This is a genomic window from Nonomuraea sp. NPDC050536 (assembly GCF_044457685.1).
Taxonomy (GTDB): Bacteria; Actinomycetota; Actinomycetes; order Streptosporangiales; family Streptosporangiaceae; genus Nonomuraea.
Genome location: NZ_JBITHD010000013.1, coordinates 142,269 through 159,129 on the forward strand (window position 1 = coordinate 142,269; position 16,861 = coordinate 159,129).

General features: G+C 69.2%; 21 protein-coding genes. 7 read left to right on the forward strand and 14 right to left on the reverse strand.

What is annotated here, in order from left to right:
* The first annotated feature begins 113 nt into the window (after positions 1 to 113).
* On the forward strand, positions 114 to 1,430 hold the full coding sequence (locus tag ACIBHX_RS32360; protein WP_397071147.1) for a glycosyltransferase family 4 protein: 1,317 nt from the start codon (positions 114 to 116) through the stop codon (positions 1,428 to 1,430).
* A gap of 38 nt (positions 1,431 to 1,468) precedes the next feature.
* Here the strand turns inward: ACIBHX_RS32360 and ACIBHX_RS32365 are convergent, their stop codons facing one another.
* From ACIBHX_RS32365 to ACIBHX_RS32375, 3 genes are all read right to left on the reverse strand, one after another.
* A complete protein-coding gene (locus ACIBHX_RS32365; RefSeq protein ID WP_397071148.1) occupies positions 1,469 to 2,389 on the reverse strand; it encodes a S1C family serine protease in 921 nt (306 codons plus the stop codon).
* Between the two features lie 143 nt (positions 2,390 to 2,532).
* Complete coding sequence (gene crcB / locus ACIBHX_RS32370; RefSeq protein WP_397071149.1) at positions 2,533 to 2,889, reverse strand: fluoride efflux transporter CrcB; 357 nt, start codon at positions 2,887 to 2,889, stop codon at positions 2,533 to 2,535.
* A complete protein-coding gene (locus ACIBHX_RS32375) occupies positions 2,886 to 3,323 on the reverse strand; it encodes a fluoride efflux transporter FluC (protein WP_397071150.1) in 438 nt (145 codons plus the stop codon). Before ACIBHX_RS32375 ends, crcB begins: the two co-directional genes overlap by 4 nt.
* A gap of 232 nt (positions 3,324 to 3,555) precedes the next feature.
* Here ACIBHX_RS32375 and ACIBHX_RS32380 point away from each other — a divergent pair, with 232 nt between their 5' ends.
* Positions 3,556 to 4,269 (forward strand): HNH endonuclease family protein, encoded by a 714-nt coding sequence (locus ACIBHX_RS32380; RefSeq protein ID WP_397071151.1) that lies wholly within the window; start codon positions 3,556 to 3,558, stop codon positions 4,267 to 4,269.
* Here the strand turns inward: ACIBHX_RS32380 and ACIBHX_RS32385 are convergent.
* On the reverse strand, positions 4,266 to 5,105 hold the full coding sequence (locus tag ACIBHX_RS32385; protein ID WP_397071152.1) for a GDSL-type esterase/lipase family protein: 840 nt from the start codon (positions 5,103 to 5,105) through the stop codon (positions 4,266 to 4,268). The genes ACIBHX_RS32380 and ACIBHX_RS32385 overlap by 4 nt on opposite strands.
* A 157-nt stretch (positions 5,106 to 5,262) precedes the next feature.
* Here ACIBHX_RS32385 and ACIBHX_RS32390 point away from each other — a divergent pair, with 157 nt between their 5' ends.
* Entirely contained in the window at positions 5,263 to 6,492 is a 1,230-nt protein-coding gene (locus tag ACIBHX_RS32390) for an isochorismate synthase MenF (protein WP_397071153.1), read from the forward strand.
* 205 nt (positions 6,493 to 6,697) lie between these two features.
* On the opposite strand, the gene ACIBHX_RS32395 is transcribed toward ACIBHX_RS32390, so the two are convergent.
* Positions 6,698 to 7,309, reverse strand: coding sequence for an IMPACT family protein (locus ACIBHX_RS32395; RefSeq protein ID WP_397071154.1), 612 nt, complete (start codon positions 7,307 to 7,309; stop codon positions 6,698 to 6,700).
* A gap of 90 nt (positions 7,310 to 7,399) precedes the next feature.
* Between ACIBHX_RS32395 and ACIBHX_RS32400 the strand changes: the two genes are divergently transcribed.
* Together ACIBHX_RS32400 and ACIBHX_RS32405 are read left to right on the forward strand one after the other, a co-directional pair.
* Positions 7,400 to 7,801, forward strand: coding sequence for a hypothetical protein (locus ACIBHX_RS32400; protein WP_397071155.1), 402 nt, complete (start codon positions 7,400 to 7,402; stop codon positions 7,799 to 7,801).
* Positions 7,802 to 7,819: 18 nt separating this feature from the next.
* A complete protein-coding gene (locus ACIBHX_RS32405) occupies positions 7,820 to 8,575 on the forward strand; it encodes an SDR family NAD(P)-dependent oxidoreductase (protein ID WP_397071156.1) in 756 nt (251 codons plus the stop codon).
* On the opposite strand, the gene ACIBHX_RS32410 is transcribed toward ACIBHX_RS32405, so the two are convergent.
* Positions 8,529 to 9,125 (reverse strand): alpha/beta hydrolase, encoded by a 597-nt coding sequence (locus ACIBHX_RS32410; RefSeq protein WP_397071157.1) that lies wholly within the window; start codon positions 9,123 to 9,125, stop codon positions 8,529 to 8,531. The genes ACIBHX_RS32405 and ACIBHX_RS32410 overlap by 47 nt on opposite strands.
* Positions 9,126 to 9,289: 164 nt before the next feature.
* On the reverse strand, positions 9,290 to 10,135 hold the full coding sequence (locus tag ACIBHX_RS32415; RefSeq protein WP_397071158.1) for an MBL fold metallo-hydrolase: 846 nt from the start codon (positions 10,133 to 10,135) through the stop codon (positions 9,290 to 9,292).
* 85 nt (positions 10,136 to 10,220) lie between these two features.
* Between ACIBHX_RS32415 and ACIBHX_RS32420 the strand changes: the two genes are divergently transcribed.
* The gene (locus ACIBHX_RS32420; RefSeq protein ID WP_397071159.1) at positions 10,221 to 10,829 is read left to right on the forward strand and encodes a helix-turn-helix domain-containing protein; all 609 of its coding nucleotides are present in this window, start codon (positions 10,221 to 10,223) and stop codon (positions 10,827 to 10,829) included.
* A gap of 324 nt (positions 10,830 to 11,153) precedes the next feature.
* On the opposite strand, the gene ACIBHX_RS32425 is transcribed toward ACIBHX_RS32420, so the two are convergent.
* The 3 genes from ACIBHX_RS32425 to ACIBHX_RS32435 all read right to left on the reverse strand — a co-directional run bounded on the left by ACIBHX_RS32425 (position 11,154) and on the right by ACIBHX_RS32435 (position 13,322).
* Positions 11,154 to 12,059 (reverse strand): hypothetical protein, encoded by a 906-nt coding sequence (locus tag ACIBHX_RS32425; RefSeq protein ID WP_397071160.1) that lies wholly within the window; start codon positions 12,057 to 12,059, stop codon positions 11,154 to 11,156.
* Positions 12,060 to 12,169: 110 nt separating this feature from the next.
* Complete coding sequence (locus ACIBHX_RS32430) at positions 12,170 to 12,376, reverse strand: hypothetical protein (RefSeq protein ID WP_397071161.1); 207 nt, start codon at positions 12,374 to 12,376, stop codon at positions 12,170 to 12,172.
* 475 nt (positions 12,377 to 12,851) lie between these two features.
* On the reverse strand, positions 12,852 to 13,322 hold the full coding sequence (locus ACIBHX_RS32435) for a pyridoxamine 5'-phosphate oxidase family protein (protein ID WP_397071162.1): 471 nt from the start codon (positions 13,320 to 13,322) through the stop codon (positions 12,852 to 12,854).
* 84 nt (positions 13,323 to 13,406) lie between these two features.
* Between ACIBHX_RS32435 and ACIBHX_RS32440 the strand changes: the two genes are divergently transcribed.
* Positions 13,407 to 14,273, forward strand: coding sequence for a hypothetical protein (locus tag ACIBHX_RS32440; RefSeq protein WP_397071163.1), 867 nt, complete (start codon positions 13,407 to 13,409; stop codon positions 14,271 to 14,273).
* Here ACIBHX_RS32440 and ACIBHX_RS32445 read toward each other — a convergent pair.
* Genes ACIBHX_RS32445 through ACIBHX_RS32460 form a run of 4 tightly spaced genes read right to left on the reverse strand, consistent with a single transcriptional unit; the run spans position 14,270 to position 16,836 of the window.
* Positions 14,270 to 14,482 (reverse strand): hypothetical protein, encoded by a 213-nt coding sequence (locus tag ACIBHX_RS32445; RefSeq protein ID WP_214323932.1) that lies wholly within the window; start codon positions 14,480 to 14,482, stop codon positions 14,270 to 14,272. The two genes, ACIBHX_RS32440 and ACIBHX_RS32445, sit on opposite strands and share 4 nt — an antisense overlap.
* Positions 14,483 to 14,485: 3 nt before the next feature.
* On the reverse strand, positions 14,486 to 15,226 hold the full coding sequence (locus ACIBHX_RS32450; protein WP_397071164.1) for an alpha/beta fold hydrolase: 741 nt from the start codon (positions 15,224 to 15,226) through the stop codon (positions 14,486 to 14,488).
* Positions 15,223 to 15,837, reverse strand: coding sequence for a LysE family translocator (locus ACIBHX_RS32455; RefSeq protein ID WP_397071165.1), 615 nt, complete (start codon positions 15,835 to 15,837; stop codon positions 15,223 to 15,225). The genes ACIBHX_RS32450 and ACIBHX_RS32455 overlap by 4 nt, the downstream gene beginning before the upstream one ends.
* A gap of 30 nt (positions 15,838 to 15,867) precedes the next feature.
* Positions 15,868 to 16,836, reverse strand: coding sequence for a helix-turn-helix transcriptional regulator (locus tag ACIBHX_RS32460; RefSeq protein ID WP_397071166.1), 969 nt, complete (start codon positions 16,834 to 16,836; stop codon positions 15,868 to 15,870).
* Positions 16,837 to 16,861: the final 25 nt, after the last annotated feature.

The window sequence follows — 16,861 nt, forward strand, 5'->3', positions numbered from 1 at the left end:
GCACTCCACCGAAGCGAGACAATAAGCCGGTGGCGGGAGCACTCCCACCACCGGCCACGTGTGTTATAGACACTGTCTTTCCGCTACAAAGGGGGATCCACCAGGTGCGCGCAGTGGCACGCAAGGCGAAGGCGATGGCAGGCCGGCTGTACCGGGGCTACAACCGGCGCAAACTCCGCAACGCGCCGCCTCCCTCCACCGACAAGATCCGGATCCTCCTCCTGCACGCCAACGGCATGGGCGGCACCATCAGGACCGTCTTCAACCTCGCCAACTACCTGTGCGAGAAGCACGACGTCGAGATCGTGTCCATCCTCAAAGAGGCCGACGAACCCTTCTTCGCCCTCGACCCGCGCGTCAAGGTCCGCTTCCTCGACAACCGGCTCAAGCCCCACTACGGCGTCCCCGCCTGGCTGTCGAAGATGCACAGCCGCCTCATCCCCGAGGAAGAGACCGCCTACCATCGCTTCAACGTCTGGACCGACATCAAGCTCGCCCGCTACATCCGCTCCCTGGACGGCGGCGTGCTCATGTCCACCCGCCCCGGCCTCAACCTGGCCATGGCCCAGCTCGCCCCGCCCGGCGTCATCACCATCGGCCAGGAACACGTCGCCCTGCGCACCCAGCCGGAATCCGTCCAGAAGCTCATCAGCTGGCGCTACCGCCGCTTCGACGCCCTGGTCACCCTCACCAAGGCCGACCTGCGCGACTACCGCAACGCCCTGACCCGCAAGCCCAAACGCCTGGCCCGCATCCCCAACGCCGTGCCACCCATGACCGGCGGCCAGGCCAAACTCGAGTCCAAGGTCGTCGTCGCCGTCGGCCGCATGACCCGCATCAAGGGCTTCCACCGCCTCATCACCGCCTGGGAACAGGTCGCCAAGGCCCACCCCGACTGGACCCTGCGCATCTACGGCGCCGGCCCCCAGGAGGAGAACCTCGCCAACCAGGTCATCGAAGCCGGACTGCAGGGCAAGGTCGAACTGCCCGGCGCCACCAACGACGTCGGCGCCGCCCTCGAGCAGGCCTCCATCTTCGTGCTCAGCTCCCGCCACGAAGGCTTCCCCATGACCATCCTGGAAGCCATGGGCAAGGGACTGGCCATCGTCAGCTTCAACAGCCCCCACGGCCCCAAGGAAATGATCAGCGACGAGGTCGACGGGCTGCTGGTCAAGCCCCGCACCAACGACAACCTCGCCGCCGCCATCATCCGCGTCATCGAAGACGAGCAACTGCGCCGCCACCTGGCGGCCAACGCCCTGGAAACGGCCCGCACCTACCACGTAGACGTCATCGGCGACCAGTGGGAAGCCCTCATGGACGAACTCGTCGCCCGCCGCAACGGCACCTACGTCAAACCCACCCCACCCGACACCTCCACGGCTCCCGGCACCACCGATCCGGAACCACGGCAAACCCCCGCCGGCTGACCCCGCTCCCCGGGCAGGCGTGCCAGGCGCTCAGGGGGTTAGGCCTGGGCGCCGGTGAGTTCGACGGGTTCGGCGATGACGTCCACCAGGGCGCCGTTGCGGAAGACCGTGATGGGCAGCGGCCTGCCGATCGCCTCGGCGAACATCAGGCGCTGCAGGCTCTGCGCATCCCCCACCGGCGCCCGCCCCGCACTCAGCACCAGGTCCCCCGCCCGCAGACCCGCCCGGTCCGCGGGCGAGCCCGGCACCACCTCGACCACCCGCAGCGCGCTCTCCTGCCCGGTACGCTCGCGCAACGCCTCCGGCAGCGGCGCAGGCGACGTCACCAGGCCCAGATAGGCCCGCCGTACCCGCCCATCGCGGATCAGAGCGGCGATGATCGAGCGCGTCGTGGCGTTCATCGGCACCGCCAGCCCCACCCCGATCCCCGCCACGGCCGTGTTGATCCCGACCACCCGCGAGTGCGAGTCCGCCAGCGCCCCACCCGAATTACCGGGGTTCAGCGCCGCATCCGTCTGGATCACGTCCTCGATCAGCCGTACGGCGGCGCCACTGCGAGCTGGCAACGACCGGCCCAGCCCCGAGACCACCCCCGCCGTCACCGACCCGGTCAGCCCCAGCGGGTTGCCCACCGCCACCACCAGCTGCCCCACCACCAGCTCGTCACTGTCGCCCAGGACGGCCGGCGGCGGCGTGGCCACCTGCGACCTGATCACCGCCAGATCCGACAGCGGGTCGCGCCCCACCACCAGGAAGTCGCCCGACGACCCGTCGGCGAAGCTGACCGCGCCCGACCTGGACGAACCCACCACATGGGCGTTCGTCAACAGAAACCCGTCAGCGGTGAACACCACCGCAGACCCGCTGCCCCGCCCCGCCCGCACGCTGGCCACCTTCGGCAGCAGCTCCGCCGCCACGGACGAGACCACCTGAGAGTAGACGTCGAGGGGATCGGCCATCGCGCACTCCTTTGCTTACAGGATTACACGGTAACTCCCCCACCCCGCCAACGGCACCCCTGAACACGAGCGTCCCCTCCTACGGCGGGCAAAGGCCACGCGGGAGTTCGAGGACCCGCGACGCGGCAAGAGACCGGGAAGCGTCAGAGGGCTTGGGCGAGGGCGGCCCCGAGATAGGCGGCGCCCAGGCCGGCGACGATGCTGGCGACCGCGTTCGCGACAGCGTGGAAGCGGGCACCTTCCTCCAGCAGGCGCACCGTTTCGTACCCGAACGTGGAATACGTCGTCAGCGCCCCGCACAACCCCGTGCCCAGCAACGCCAGCGCCCCATCAGAAGCGGGCAACGCGGCGAGGAAGCCCAGCAAGGCCGACCCCACTACGTTGACCGTCAAGGTCCCCCACGGAAAGATCGTCGAGTGCCGGGCCTGCACCGCCCGATCCGCCAGATAGCGCAACGGTGCCCCCACCGCCGCGCCCAGCATGACGAGCAACACCGTCACGAGGCCACCCGAACCAGGACCCGGGCCAGCGACCGCGTCACCCGCACCCCCAGCACCACCGCGACGAGCGCCCCCACCAGCGTCACGGCCAGATACGCGAGCCCCACCAGCGGCGCCCCCTGAGCCACCGCCCGCTGCACGTCGACCACATAGGCCGAGAACGTGGTGAACCCGCCCAGCACCCCGACCCCCAGGAACGGCCGCACCAGCCGATGCGCCGAGACCACCTCGGTGATCAGCACCATGAGCACGCCGATCAACAGGCAACCCACCACGTTGATCCAGAACGTCGCCCACGGAAACCCGCCGAAGGACACGGGGAAGGCGGCCTGCAACCCGAACCGGGCCAGCGCCCCCAGCACGCCCCCCGCCGAGATGGCCGCCAGCACCGGCCAGTGCAGCTCAGTACGCTGCGAAGCAACATGAAGATCCACATCAGGATCTATCAGACGGTCCTCCACAAAACCCCTATCACACATAAGAGCGGACAGGGACCGTTGGCGACCAGGCGCGATTATCCCCACCGGAAACCGGCAAGGGCGGCGGGCCCCACCACCGCAGATCCCTTAGCGTACCCACCCGTGTCAAACCACCCCACAGGGGGAATCCAACCCAACGACGACCATGCGGGGCGCCGGTAGCACGGCGATGGTTTCGGAGGCGCGCTTGAGCACCAAGGACGCGGTCGCCATCCTGGCGGGAGCCGTACTCGTCGTCTCCTTACTCGGCAACACCAAAACACCCCAGGCCACCGCCGCCAGCCCCCTCGGCAACACCGCGGGAACCCGCCCCGGCCTGGCCCCCATCACCAGCGCCGCCGACAAGGCCGACGCCCGCGCCCTCATCAGCAGACTCACCACCAAAGGCCGCGGCCCAGGCACCGGCTACGAACGCACCAAATACGGCACCAACTGGGCCGACACCGCCGACAGCGTCCCCTACGCCCACAACGGCTGCCGCACCCGCGACGACCTGCTCGCCCGCGACGGCACCGACATCACCTACCGGCCCGGCTCCCACTGCGAGATCATCGCCCTGCGCCTCACCGACCCCTACACCGGCCGCACCATCAACTGGCACAAGAACAAAGCCGACGAAATCCAGGTCGACCACATCGTCCCCCTCGCCTACGCCTGGCACATGGGCGCCAACCACTGGCCCATGACCAAACGCGTCGACTTCGCCAACGACCCCCTCGAACTCCTGCCCGTCGACGGCGCCGCCAACGAACAGAAGGACGCCTCAGGACCCGCCTCCTGGCTACCCCCGCAACACACCATCCGCTGCGCCTACGTCACCCGATTCGCCCAGGTCGCCGTCAAATACGACCTGCCCGTCACCAAAGCCGACAAGGCCAGCATGCTCGCCCAGTGCCGCTAACTCAGCACACCCACCCAGTCGAAACCGTGCTTGAACGTCTGCTCCGCCAGCAACCGCTGACCCTCGGCGTTCGGATGGAAGAAATCCCACCGGCTGATGTGATCAATCGTGTACGGATAGGAGAACACCGCCCCCTCATCCGTACGGCACTCAGGACCGAACGCCGCACACGCCCGCGCCGACTCCCGGTTGAACGCCACCAGCCGCGCCCGCACCCGCGCCCGCCGCTCCACATCCCGTCGCTTCGTCGACATCGGATTCGCCAGCATCGTCGGGCAGATCCGCCCCACCGCCCAGAACATCCGCGCGATCGCGTTGCCCTTACCCACCTGCCACAACCGCCGCAGATCGGGAATGCTCGCCACGAACACCCGCACCCCCGGCAACCCCCCACGCAACGCCGCAAGCGCCGCATCCAACCGCTGCCGATACACCGACACCGGCGTCATCTCCCGCTCCGACGGCGTACACACATCCGTCGCACCTATGAGAATCGTCACATACCCGGCCTTCGCCGCGATCGCCTGACGCACCTGACCCATCAGATCCGCACTCGTCGCTCCCGGCACCGCGAAATTCCGGTTGTGCCCCTTGATCGCCGAACTCACCTGCAGCAACCGCGCATAGTGGCTGTCCACCTGCGCATTGTCCCCCGCCGACCACGACCGCGAGGTACACGAGACATACCAACCACACGCATTGAAACCCGCCGAAATCGAGTCCCCCAGCGCCGCCATCACCCCCGGCACCGGCTCCACCGAAGCGGCTCGCGCCGTACCGGGAACGAACACCAACACGACAGCGGCCAGAACAGGCACAAGACGGCGACCGATCATGGTCCACACGGTAAGGACCCGACCGCCCCCCGGCCGTCACATTGGCCGACACACAACCCACTTAATATCACCGCTTGACAGACCACCCACCGCCAGGATGCCCCTATTCGGCGGGGTCCGAGTCGAACGTGTTCAGTTGCCGCATAGCATGTCTTGGGTGAGTGTCGCGCTCGGGACCACCCGCCCACTACCGGTTCGCAGCACCCCTATCGGCGACCCCGGTGACCTGCTGGCAGCCCTACCCAAGACCGCGCCCTTCGCCTGGGTCAAGCACGGCGAAGGCCTCGTCGGCTGGGGAGAGGCCGCCCGCGTCGCCGTACCCCCGGGCCCCGACCGCTTCACCTGGGCCCGCACCTGGCTCACCACCGTATTCGGCGACGCCCACGTCAACGACCACGTCCGCACCCCCGGCAGCGGACCCGTCGCCTTCGGCACCTTCACCTTCGACGAAGACGCCACCGGCTCCGTCCTCGTCGTCCCCCAAACCATCCTCGCCCGCCGCAACGGCCAAGCCTGGATCACCACCATCGGCGACGCCCCATTCCAACCCACCACCCCCCTGCAAAACCCCGGACGCATCAGCTACGGCGACGGCAACCTCACCGCACCCGAATGGGAACACCTCGTCGCCCGCGCCACCCTCCGCATCCGCGACGGCGAACTCGAAAAAGTCGTCCTCGCCCGCGACCTCCTGGCCACCGCCGAACACCCCATCGACATCCGCCTCCTGCTCACCCGCCTGGCCCACCGCTACCCCGACTGCTACACCTTCTCCGTAGCAGGCCTGGTCGGCGCCACCCCAGAACTCCTCATCCGCCGCACAGGACAAGAAATCGAATCCCTCGTCCTGGCCGGCACCACCCCACGCGGCACCGGCCCCGCCGACGACCTCGCCCGCGGCGCCGCCCTCTTCGCCTCAGAAAAAGACCGCTACGAACACGAATGCGCCATCGCCTCCGTCCGCCAAACCCTGGCGCCCCTCTGCTCCTCCCTCACCACCCCCGACGAACCTGAACTCCTCGTCCTGCCCAACGTCCAGCACCTGGCCAGCCACGTCACCGGCCGCCTGGCCGACGGAGCCTCCGTCCTCGACGTCGTCGCCGCCATGCACCCCACCGCCGCCGTCGGCGGCACCCCCACCGACACCGCCATCAAGGTCATCCGCGAACTCGAAGGCATGAACCGCGCCGGCTACGCAGGCCCCGTCGGCTGGATCGACGCCCACGGCGACGGCGAATGGGGCATCGCCCTCCGCAGCGGCATCGTCCAGGGCCGCCGCGCCCGCCTGTTCGCCGGCGGCGGCATCATGGCCAACTCCAACCCCGCCATGGAGCTCGCCGAAGCCCAAGCCAAATTCCGCGTCATGCAGTACGCACTCGAAGGATGATCCTGCACTTCGGGTGATCTTGTACGGCGGGCCGCCGCTCACCGCCGCCCACCGCACTTCGGCTGAGGGCCCGCGACCGGCGCTTCCGGCGAGTCGGGGCCACTTGCCCGCCGCCACGGCGATTCGGTAGCCGGGCACCACGGTTTCCGGCTTCCCGCCGTACAGGGTGCCCGCATGCCCTGTGCACGAGGCGTTGAACGCCCCGTCAGGCGGGCACGTGGATGTCGGCGCCCACCTCGACGCGGGCCCTGCCCGCCGTCAAGGTCGCGACCCAGTCGGTAAAACGTGGCACGTCCTCGACCGCGACCGAAAAGCGGACCTGCTGCGCATACACCACGTCCTGCACCGGGTAGGACGAAGCCCGCAGATCATTCTCCAACCGGCCCGCCTGATCGTGGGACACCGAGACGTGGACAAGCCTGGCGGGCACCATCCTGACCGGATCCGCGCGGTCGAGCGTCTCCGTCACGGCCGAGCCGTACGCCCGGACAAGACCGCCCGCCCCGAGCAGGATGCCGCCGAAATAGCGCGTCACCACCGCGACGACATCGCTGTAACCCCGGCCCACCAGGGCCTGCACCATCGGCGTGCCCGCCGTGCCACCCGGCTCGCCGTCGTCGTCGCCCTTCTGCAGGCGCTCGCCGATCACGTACGCGGTGCAGTTGTGCGTCGCCCCGGCGTGCAGGCGGCGGCGCTCGGCGATGAACTCCGCCGCCGCCTCCACGCTCGACGCGGGCGCGATCGCGCAGACGAACCTCGACCGCCGGACCTCGCTCTCGTGCTCGACGACGGTTTTCAGAGTGAGGTAGGAGGGCACATCTCCAAGCTAGCGCCTTTACAATGTAGATCAACCGGAACTTTCGTGGGCTCAGCCGCGTCAATCCATGCAGGACCTCAGGAGGTGCCCGTGGACATCGCGACCATCGCGAGCGACGTCATGCCGTACGCCACCTCGGCCATCAGCGCGTACGGCGCCGCCGTACTGACCAAGACCACCGAACTGGCCGCGGACACCACCGTCGGGCGCGGCACCCGCATCCTGCAGCGGATCTTCGGCCGCGGCGACGCCGGCAGCACCAAGGCGATCGAGCGCGTCGCCAAGGCGCCCGACGACGACCTCAACCGCTCGGCGCTGCAACTGGCCATCCGCGAGGCCCTCGAGGACGACCCTACCCTCGCCGACGAGATCGCCCAGATGCTGCCCGGCCGCAAGACCGTCGCCTCCGGCGAGCGCTCGGTGGCCGTCGGCGGCGACAACAGCGGCCTGATCATCACCGGCGACAGCGCCAGAGTGGAGTACCCGCGCTGAGTGGTAGTTTGGCCACTCGTGTACCTCCGTGACCTGTTCTCCCTGGATGGCCGGCGCGCGCTCGTGACCGGCGGCAGCTCCGGCATCGGCTACGTCATGGCCGAGGCCATCGGCCGTGCCGGCGCCGAGGTCGTGCTGGTCGCCCGCCGCGAACCCGAGCTCGAGACCGCCACGCGGCGGCTCGCCGAGCACGGCGTCAAGGCCTCCTGGATCAGCGCCGACATGGGCTCCCGCGACGACGTCGCACGCGTCTGCGCCACCGCCGGCGAGATCGACATCCTCGTCAACGACGCGGCCAACAACATCCGCAAGCCCATGGCCGACCTCGACCTCGACGACTACGACGAGACGATCGCGGTCAACCTCACGGCGCCCTACCTGCTCGGGCAGCACCACGGGCCGCGCATGGCCGCCCGCGGCTGGGGCCGCATCATCAACCTCGGCTCACAGCAGACCATCAGCGCCTTCGGCAACAGCGGCGTGTACGGCGCGGCCAAGGCGGCCATCGCCGGGCTCACCCGCTCCCAGGCGGAGGCGTGGTCGAAGCGCGGCGTGTGCGTCAACACGATCATCCCCGGCTTCGTCCTCACGCCCCTCACGGAACCCGCCCAGGCGATCCCCGGCCGCGTCGAGGAACTCGCTGCCCGCCACATGGTCGGCCGCAACGGCGTGCCCGAAGACTTCGCCGGCACGGCGGTCTTCCTCGCCTCCAACGCCAGCGCCTTCGTCACTGGCCAGATCCTCTACGTGGACGGCGGCTTCTCCGTCCACTAGCCTCCGGCTTCCCCACCCCCACTCCCCCACTCCCCCATCGCCACCGAACCTCCCATCCCCCGGCGCGACCTCTCGCCGTCCAGGATTCCGGGCCGCCCGCCGTACAGGGCGCCGACAACCGCCTCGCAGACCCGGCACCCTCAAGGCGTGCCCCCGGTGCGTATCCGGAGGCGCGCGTCGCTCGGCGCCACCGACTATGTCGACCCTCTCCTCGAGGTTGCCCAGGTGACCTTCGGGCAGCTGATGCCGGGGGCAGGTAGTCCTCGACCTGGTAGGTCACGCAAGGTCCGCCGACGGGGTAGGAGCCATGCCTGTCACCCCCGTAGGTGAGCACGACGGCGTTCTTGAGCTTGCGGGCGAGCCGCGCGGCTCGGCCCCGGACTCCCAGCTCTGCCTCTAGGGGGCAAAGTAACCGACGGGTAGCTTTCGGATAGACAGGCCCGCGACTCGGGCACGTCATCCGGTACACGCGGCATATCCGGCGATTCCTTCGACAGGACAACCGGGAGCCCCTTTGGGTCCGGGTCACGTTCGGCAGCAGGACGCCCATCAAGAGGGTCCGCACCAAAAGTTACCCACTGGTACCGCCAACGGCTGTCCGCAGGTTCCTCAAACCCCGGGATAGCAGCGTGCCGAGCCCGAACGCCTTGCCAGGCGGCATCCGGTCGACCGGCCTCCGAGGAGGCCGGCGCGGCCCGGAGCCGACAGGCTCGATCAGCCGATCGGTGGTGCGAGGTATTCCAGCGCATAACCGTCGCCGGAGGGGGTTACGCGGGCGATGCCGGGTGAGTCGAGGTGGGCGCCGGCTACGAAGTGGTGTGGTTGGGTCAGTTGTTCGAGGAGGGCCGCTCGCGCGGCGCGGGCCTGGGACTGGTTGCCGTCGAACTCCCAGGACACGTTGGGCTGATCGAATTGGAGCGTGGGAACGTGAACGGTGTCGCCCCAGACGAGAAGGTGGCCGGTGCCGCTCCTGACGTCGTAGACGGTGTGACCGGGTGTGTGGCCCGGTGTCGGGATCGCGGTGATCCAGTCGTTGATCGCGGCCTTCTCCGACACGGGTACGACCCGGTCGCGGATCGGCTCGAGCCGCCCCGTGAACACCGAGGTGTCGCCCGCGCCGATCCACACGCGCTCGAGTTTGGTGAACGCCTCTGAACCGTCCGGCGCGATCAGGCCGCTCACGTGGTCTTCGTGATTGTGGGTGATGGCCACATCGGTGACATGCGCGCGGTCGATTCCCGCTTCGTCGAGCGCGTCGTAGATCAATCCCATGGTGGGGTCGTGCCAGTTGTTGGACGCGCCGGTGTCGATGAGAACCGACCGCGTGCCGTCGGTGACGAAGAAGGCGTTGACCGACAGCCGCAAGTTGTCGCCCGCCAGCGGGACGGCGGCTGGCAGCTCATCGAGCGTGCGCCCATCCTCGTCGCGGAGCCGTGTCGGCGGCATGTCGATGTACCCGTCTCGCAACGAGATCACCTGCAGATCGCCGAATTCGAACGTGGCATGGTGCTGGCCACTCGAGATCAAACGCATGGAACCTCCATCGTGTTGGGCGCACATCGCACGTCTCCAATAGAAGACTCAATCTTCTTTAGGAGAAACCCTACACTGTGGGCAGCGAGGTACCCAACGATCAAGGAGCACGGTGGTCGAGCAAGACGGAAACGCGGCCGAACCACAGCACGGTGACGACCTGGCCGGCGCGTTCGGCGGTAATGTGCGGCGACGTCGCGAGGAGGCGGGCCTGACGCTGGAGCAGCTGTCCATGCAGTCGTCGGTCAGCCGGGCGATGCTGTCCAAGGTCGAACGCGGCGAGAAGAGCCCGACGATCGGCGTCGCGTCTAGGATCGCCCACGCGCTCGACGCGTCGCTCTCGGACCTGATCGGTGCGCCGGCTGCTGCCGCGTCTGGTGTGGCCATTGTCATGCGTAAGAACGGTCGCCCCGTTTTCCGTGACCCGGAAACCGGCTTCGAGCGGCACATGGTGTCAGCGGCCCCGGGCGCGGGAGGAGCCGAGATGGTCGTCCACTACCTCCCCGCGCAGGTCTCTACCGGGCTGCTGCCCGCGTATCCGCCGGGTACGGAGAAACAACTCGTGGTGCTCGAAGGCACCCTCACCGTCGCGATCGGCGGGATCAGCGAGACCCTGAACACAGGCGACTCCCTGTTCTTCCAAGCCGACGCGGACCACGGCTTCGCCAACCGAACGAACGCTCCCTGCGAATACATCATGGTCATCTCGCGCAGAACCTGATCGTCCGCAGCTTGCGGGCCTGGACAAAGCCGGCTAGAGAATCGCCGCACTCACGGCATTCTTCGGGAAAGCCGACTTGCGAGCAGTTCCGCGGCGTGTCGGTCCGATTCCTCCACCCATGCGGCTGACCGTCGGCGGCCAGGCACCGACTGACCCGGCGCTGCTCGCCAACTGGCTGCCCGCACCGCTGGCGGCTCACGGGGCGGCCGTATGCGTGACACGCGATCGGTGTCCTGAGTAGACCCCATCGGAACCCGGCTGAGCCGTGGCAGAGGAGCAGAAAACTCCAGCTCAAGGTCTATTTGGCGGCAGGCGTCACGTTGCTTAACGGCACCCCCTGTTCTCCGCCTCGGGAACTGGAGTGGCAGCGGCCGCGGCGAGGCCGGGCTGTGCCCAGAGCAGGTAGGAGACGGCGCCCACGTCTTCGGTGGGGCCGATCCAGAAGGTGTCGGCCACTTTGGGGACGGCGAGGCCGTAGTGCCCGGCGTTGGTCTTGATGCACCAGGAGCGGTCCTTGTCCTCCGCCCAGAACGGGAGCTTGTCCGTCCAGGCCGTGGGGGGAGTGGACATGCACGCGCTTAGCGTCGGCCGGCCGGTACCGGTGAACTCCGCGGCCGTCGCTCCGTTGATCAGCTTCGGGCCCAGGTCGAAGCCCAGAGTCTTGATCCAGATGTCTGCGGTGCGGGCCCCGGGCTGGTCGTCCTGGAAGACCCTGCCGGTGTCCAGGTCCTGCGAACCGTCCAGATTGCCGGGGACAGTGCCGCGTACCGCGACGCCGTCGCCGCCCTGGGCATCGGTGACGGCGACGTTCGCCGTGGTGCCCGGCGGGATGACGACCTTGATCTCCCGCTCTTTGATGTAGAGGTCCACGTGCTTGAGCTGCATGCTGTTCACGCTGACCTTGAGCTCGTGATCGGTGTTGAGCTCGAACACGCTCGTCTTCCGCTGCCCGTGGAGCGTCTGCTCGATCAGCAGCCAGGTCTTCTTCTGCGGCACTGTGTGGTCGATGAGGTACTTGGCCAGAGCGTCCGCCGCGAACAGGCCGAGACTGACCGCGAGGCCCGGGATCGACTTCGGGATGACCTCGGGCAGGACGGCGAAGACGATGGGCGAATAGGCCTGATAGGCGTTGACGATCGGATTCGGGGTGCAACCGGCCTGGTCGCAGCCCGAGACCAGGCCGGTGATCACAGCGCAGGTGGCGGCTACGGATGCCGCGTGCCGGAACAACCGCTCTCCCCTCGTACAGGACGTACGGGACAACGGCGGGGTGCGGACCGCCAGCACATAGCATGCACTTGATCACGACACGCGACAATCCTTCCTACGGACCTTCTTGATCACGGGCGCGGTGAGCGCATAGGCCCGAACAACGGCGATTGGCGGGTGAGTTTCGCCTCCTGCCGCGCCAGTTCCCTGGGCGTCGATCGGCCTGGCAGGTCGATGCACTGCGTCGCGTAGTCCGCCAGAGCGGCCCTGAACAGGCTGCCCTCGGGGTAGCTTCCGTCGGCGGCCCGTCCGATGATGGCGTCCGCGACCTCCAGCAAGGGGGCGCCCTTGCCGCGGGTGGCTTGGACGAGCGCGGACTCCAGTTCCCCACAGGGCGGGCACGGCCACGAGAGTGAGAGCGTTCGTCGCCCGCGCGGCCGTGAGCGTGCCCTCGCCCACCTTGAGCGGTCGCCGGGTGAGCCGCTGTACCCACTGCCTGATGTTCCGGTCGGCGGTCGCGACGTCCCGGCCCAGCTCGCAGCCGTCCTTGACGCATGCCGCCAGAAAGCGCTCATAGGGTTGCTTGCTGCTACGGGGGAGCACCGCCCCACATCCTGCAGGAACAACTCGGGGTCGACGCCCGCGTCGAGCCGAAGGCGACCAGGTCGGCGATGTGCGCGGCAAGAGCCTGCTGCACCTGATGTGCCACATCGGCCTGGGCACACTCTCCTGGGCCCGGCGCGGCGCACGCGTGACCGGCCTGGACTTCTCCCGCCCGGCCCTGGACACCGCCGCGGATCTGGCCTGGCAGACCTACTTGCGGCGGAGTTGGCGTGGGGGGTGGCCGGCGTGCCAGGTGTCGATGACGAGTTCGTCGGCCTCGACGCGGGTCCAGGTGACCTCCGTGAGGTCGATGCGGAACAGGTGGGAGTCGGGTGAGGGCATGTCGAAGGACTCGCGCGTCTGCTGGTCGAGGATCTCGACGGCGCGGCCCGAGAGCTTGACGTCGCCCTCCCAGGCGGACGGGTCGGACGCGTCCGTGTAGGGGGAGGTGGTGTGGATCGCCATGCGCGGGTCCCGGCGCAGGTCGTGGGCCTTACGGGCGTTGGGCATCGAGCCCATCCAGAGCTCGCCGTCGCGGAACTGCGACTCCGTCCCGCTGACCCGGGGCGAGCCGTCCTTGCGCAGCGTCGCGAGCACCTTGTGCTTGTGCCGCTCCATGAGGATCCGCGCGACCTTGGCGAGTTCGGGTGCTTGTGTTTCGAATTCTTGCCAGGTTGCCACGACCCACGTCCTTTACAAAGTAGATCTCCACGGTACCAATTTGACGCTAGCAACCGGCTCCGACACTTCTGTAAGGTCCGACGGGTGAATTTCGCGCGCAGCATGTGGCACCAGTTGGAGCCTGTGCACTCCGTCCTGTACTTCTCCCCGCAGGCCTTCGAGGAGGCCGCCGCGCTCGGGTACGACATCGAATCCCGCTGGCCCAGCTATTTCGCCTACCGCACCGCCCCGCTGGGTCCCGTGGGCGCCAATGTGGCCGTGGCCGCCTACTGCAGCTTCAGCCCGCGCGCCATCGGTGAGCACGTGCCCGCCGTCTGGCAGGTCGCCTCCCCCGAGCAGGTGCTGCAGGTACGGCTGCGCGCCGTCGACCGCACCTACCGGGCCCTGCTCGGCGACCGGGTGGACGGGCCCGAGATGGCCGAGGCCGCCGAGCTGGCCAGGCGGGCGGCCGAGAGCGTGAGCGTGCCCGACCGGCTGTTCACCGCCGCCAACCTGGACCTGCCCTGGCCCGACGAGCCGCTGCTCGCCCTGTGGCACGCGACCACGATCCTGCGCGAGCACCGCGGCGACGGGCATCTGGCGGCGCTGCTGGCCGCCGGGCTTGACGGGTGCGAGGCGCTGGTGTCCTTCGCCGCGATCGGCGCCGCCCCGGCGCCGACGTTCGCGGGGCGCGGCTGGTCCGAGACCGAGTGGGAAGAGGCTCAGGAACGGCTCGCCGTACGGGGACTCGTCGACGGGGACGGGCAGGCGACCGAGCGGGGGCGTGAGCTGCGCGACGAGGTGGAACGGACGACCGACCGGCTGGCCGCGCCGCCGTGGCAGGCGCTCGGCGAGGAGCGGGCGCAGCGCCTGTCACAGCTGATCGGGCCGTTGCTCGGCGCCGCGTTCAAGTCGGGCATGCTGCCGATGACCAGCACGCTCGGCATCGCCACGGTCAAGGCCCCCGACTAGCCCCTGCCGTACTTCTTGTGCACGGCCTGCTTGCTGACCCCGATCGCGTTGGCGATCTGGGCCCAGGCCAGGCCCGCGACCCGGGCGCGGCGCACCTGCACGGCCTCCATGCGTTCGAGCTCATGGCGCAGGGCGGTGGTGGCGCGCAGTGCCTGGAGCGGGTCCTCGTCCTGCGCCTGCCGCATCAGCGTCGCCAGGTCGTTCGTCATCCCCTAAAGGTAGTCCAGGAGCAGCGCCGTGATCTCCTCCGGCCGCTCCAGGCTGGGCAGGTGCCCGGCCCACTCCAGCTCCAGCAGCTCGGCCTGGGGCAGCTCGGCGGCCACGTGCGCGGCGCTGTGCCGGAAGTAGTCCAGCTCCTGCCCGCCGAAGACCACCAGCGCCGGGATGTCGAGCTCGGCCAGCCGTACCTCTCGCTCGACCTGGGTCGGCTCGGGGACGGCCGCCAGCTGCAGCTCGTAGGCGTTGCGCTGCATCTCGATGAGGTGGGAGCGGGCGGTGTGGTCGGCGCTGGGGCCGAGCAGGGCGCGCGCCACCAGTTCGGTCGCGCCGTCCAGGTCGCCGAGCGTGACGAGCTCCTCCTCATCGAGGAACAGCTTCTTGACGTCGGGCGTGAGCGGGGCCTCGGTGGCCGGGTTCAGCAGCACCAGCCGGGTCGCCTCGACCGCGTCACCGGAAGCCAGCTCAAGCGCGACGCGGCAGCCGTAGGAGGAGCCCACCAGCGCCGCGCGCCGGACGCCGAGGCGGGCCAGCACGGCCTCGATGTCCTCGGCGTCGCTGTAGTGCACGCCCGGCTGCAGGCGCGAGCGGCCATAGCCGCGGTAGTCGGCGCGGATCACCCGGAAGCGGTCGGAAAGCGCCTCGACCTGCGGGTCCCACATCTCGGAGTCGGCGGCGCTGGAGTGCAGCAGGACGACCGCCTCGCCGGAGCCGTGCTCGTCGTGCCAGATCGTCATCGGGTCTCCGCCATCAGCCGCACGCCCAGCCCGATCAGCACCACGCCGGAGATCTGCTCAAGACGCCGCTTGACGGCCGGACGGCCGAGGAACGCCTTGGCCCGCGCCACCATCCAGATGACCAGCGAGAACCAGACGGTGTCCACGGCCACCCAGATGACCGCGAGCAGTACCAGCGTCATCGGCACGTTCTGCCCCTGCGGCACGAACTGCGGCAGGAACGACATCGCGAACACCGCGGCCTTCGGGTTGGCCATGCACGTGCCCAGCCCGGTCAGGTAGGCCTTGCGCCAGCCGTCGACCGCCTCGGGCTCGCCGGTCTCAGCCTTGGTACGGCGGGCCTGCCGCAGCGACTGGATGCCCATCACCACCAGCACGACCGCGCCCACCACGCGCATCGCGTCGTAGGCCAGCTGCGAGGCCAGCACCAGCGCCGACAGCCCGAAGGTGGCCGCCAGCGCCCACAGCAGGATCCCCGTCTCGTTGCCGAGCGTGGTGGCCAGGCCCGAGCCGCGGCCGGCTCGCAGGGTCTGGCGGAGGATGACCGCGGTGCTGACACCCGGGGCCATGGCCACCAGGATGCACGCCCCCACGAAAGCTATGAGATACATGGCGGCCATCTTGTCAGGAATAGTTCCGATTTAGCCGTACATTTTTCCGAGCTCGGTGACGGCCTCAACCATGAGTCCCCGCAGCTCCGGCGGCCCGAGCACCTCCACCGACGGCCCCATGCGCAGCAACAGCCAGCGGGCATGCGTGATCGACTCGATCGGCACGGTCAGCGTGCGCCAGCCCTCCGCGTCGTCCTCGGCCTGGGCGAGCGCGGCGGTCACCACGTCCTGGCCGAGGGTGTAGGCCAGCAGGTTCTCCACCCCGGGCGCCACCTTGATCACCGCCTCGCCGGTGTACATCTTCTCCCTGAACTCCTTGGCGTACTGGTGCCAGAAACCCGTCAGGTCGAAGCTCGGCGGCCGCTCGAACGTGCCCGGCAGCGTCTCCAGGGTCAGGATGCGCGCCACCCGGTAGGTGCGTGTGCTGCCGCCGGGCGGCGCGGCCACCAGGTACCAGGACCCGCCCTTGAGCACCAGTCCGAAGGGGTGGATGTCGCGCTCGACCTCCTGCTGACCCCAGCGCCGGTAGGTCATCCGCAGCGGCCGCTGCTCCCACACCGCGTCGGCCACCGTGCTCAGGAACGGCACGTCGTCGCTGCTGCGGTACCAGCTCGGCACGTCCAGCAGGAAACGATCGCGCATCCGGGAGGCGTGCGAGCGCGGCTCGGGCGGCAGCGCCGACAGCAGCTTGAGCTCGGCGTTGGCCACCACCTCGCTCAGCCCGAGCTCGGCGGCGGGCCCGGGCAGCCCGGCCAGGAACAGCGAGGACGCCTCCTCCGCGGTCAAGCCGTTGAGCCGGGTGCGGAAGCCGTCGAGCAGCTGGTATCCCCCGGCGGGCCCACGGTCGGCGTAGACCGGCACGCCGGCCGCCGACAGCGCCTCGACGTCGCGGTAGACGGTCCTGACCGACACTTCGAGCTCCGCGGCCAGCTCGGGCGCCGTCATCCGGCCCCGCGTCTGGAGCAGGAGCAGCAGGGAGAGCAGGCGGCTGGCGCGCATGCCCGCCATTGTATTGCGCACATAG

Excerpts from the sequence above, each read along its gene's own strand:
- ACIBHX_RS32450 (WP_397071164.1), bottom strand. The coding sequence starts at position 15,226 with ATGACGATCTGGCACGACGAGCACGGCTCCGGCGAGGCGGTCGTCCTG.
- ACIBHX_RS32410 (WP_397071157.1), bottom strand. The coding sequence starts at position 9,125 with ATGGGCGTCCTGCTGCCGAACGTGACCCGGACCCAAAGGGGCTCCCGG.
- ACIBHX_RS32455 (WP_397071165.1), bottom strand. The coding sequence starts at position 15,837 with ATGTATCTCATAGCTTTCGTGGGGGCGTGCATCCTGGTGGCCATGGCC.
- ACIBHX_RS32385 (WP_397071152.1), bottom strand. The coding sequence starts at position 5,105 with ATGATCGGTCGCCGTCTTGTGCCTGTTCTGGCCGCTGTCGTGTTGGTG.
- ACIBHX_RS32460 (WP_397071166.1), bottom strand. The coding sequence starts at position 16,836 with ATGCGCGCCAGCCGCCTGCTCTCCCTGCTGCTCCTGCTCCAGACGCGG.
- ACIBHX_RS32365 (WP_397071148.1), bottom strand. The coding sequence starts at position 2,389 with ATGGCCGATCCCCTCGACGTCTACTCTCAGGTGGTCTCGTCCGTGGCG.
- ACIBHX_RS32415 (WP_397071158.1), bottom strand. The coding sequence starts at position 10,135 with ATGTGCGCCCAACACGATGGAGGTTCCATGCGTTTGATCTCGAGTGGC.
- ACIBHX_RS32445 (WP_214323932.1), bottom strand. The coding sequence starts at position 14,482 with ATGACGAACGACCTGGCGACGCTGATGCGGCAGGCGCAGGACGAGGAC.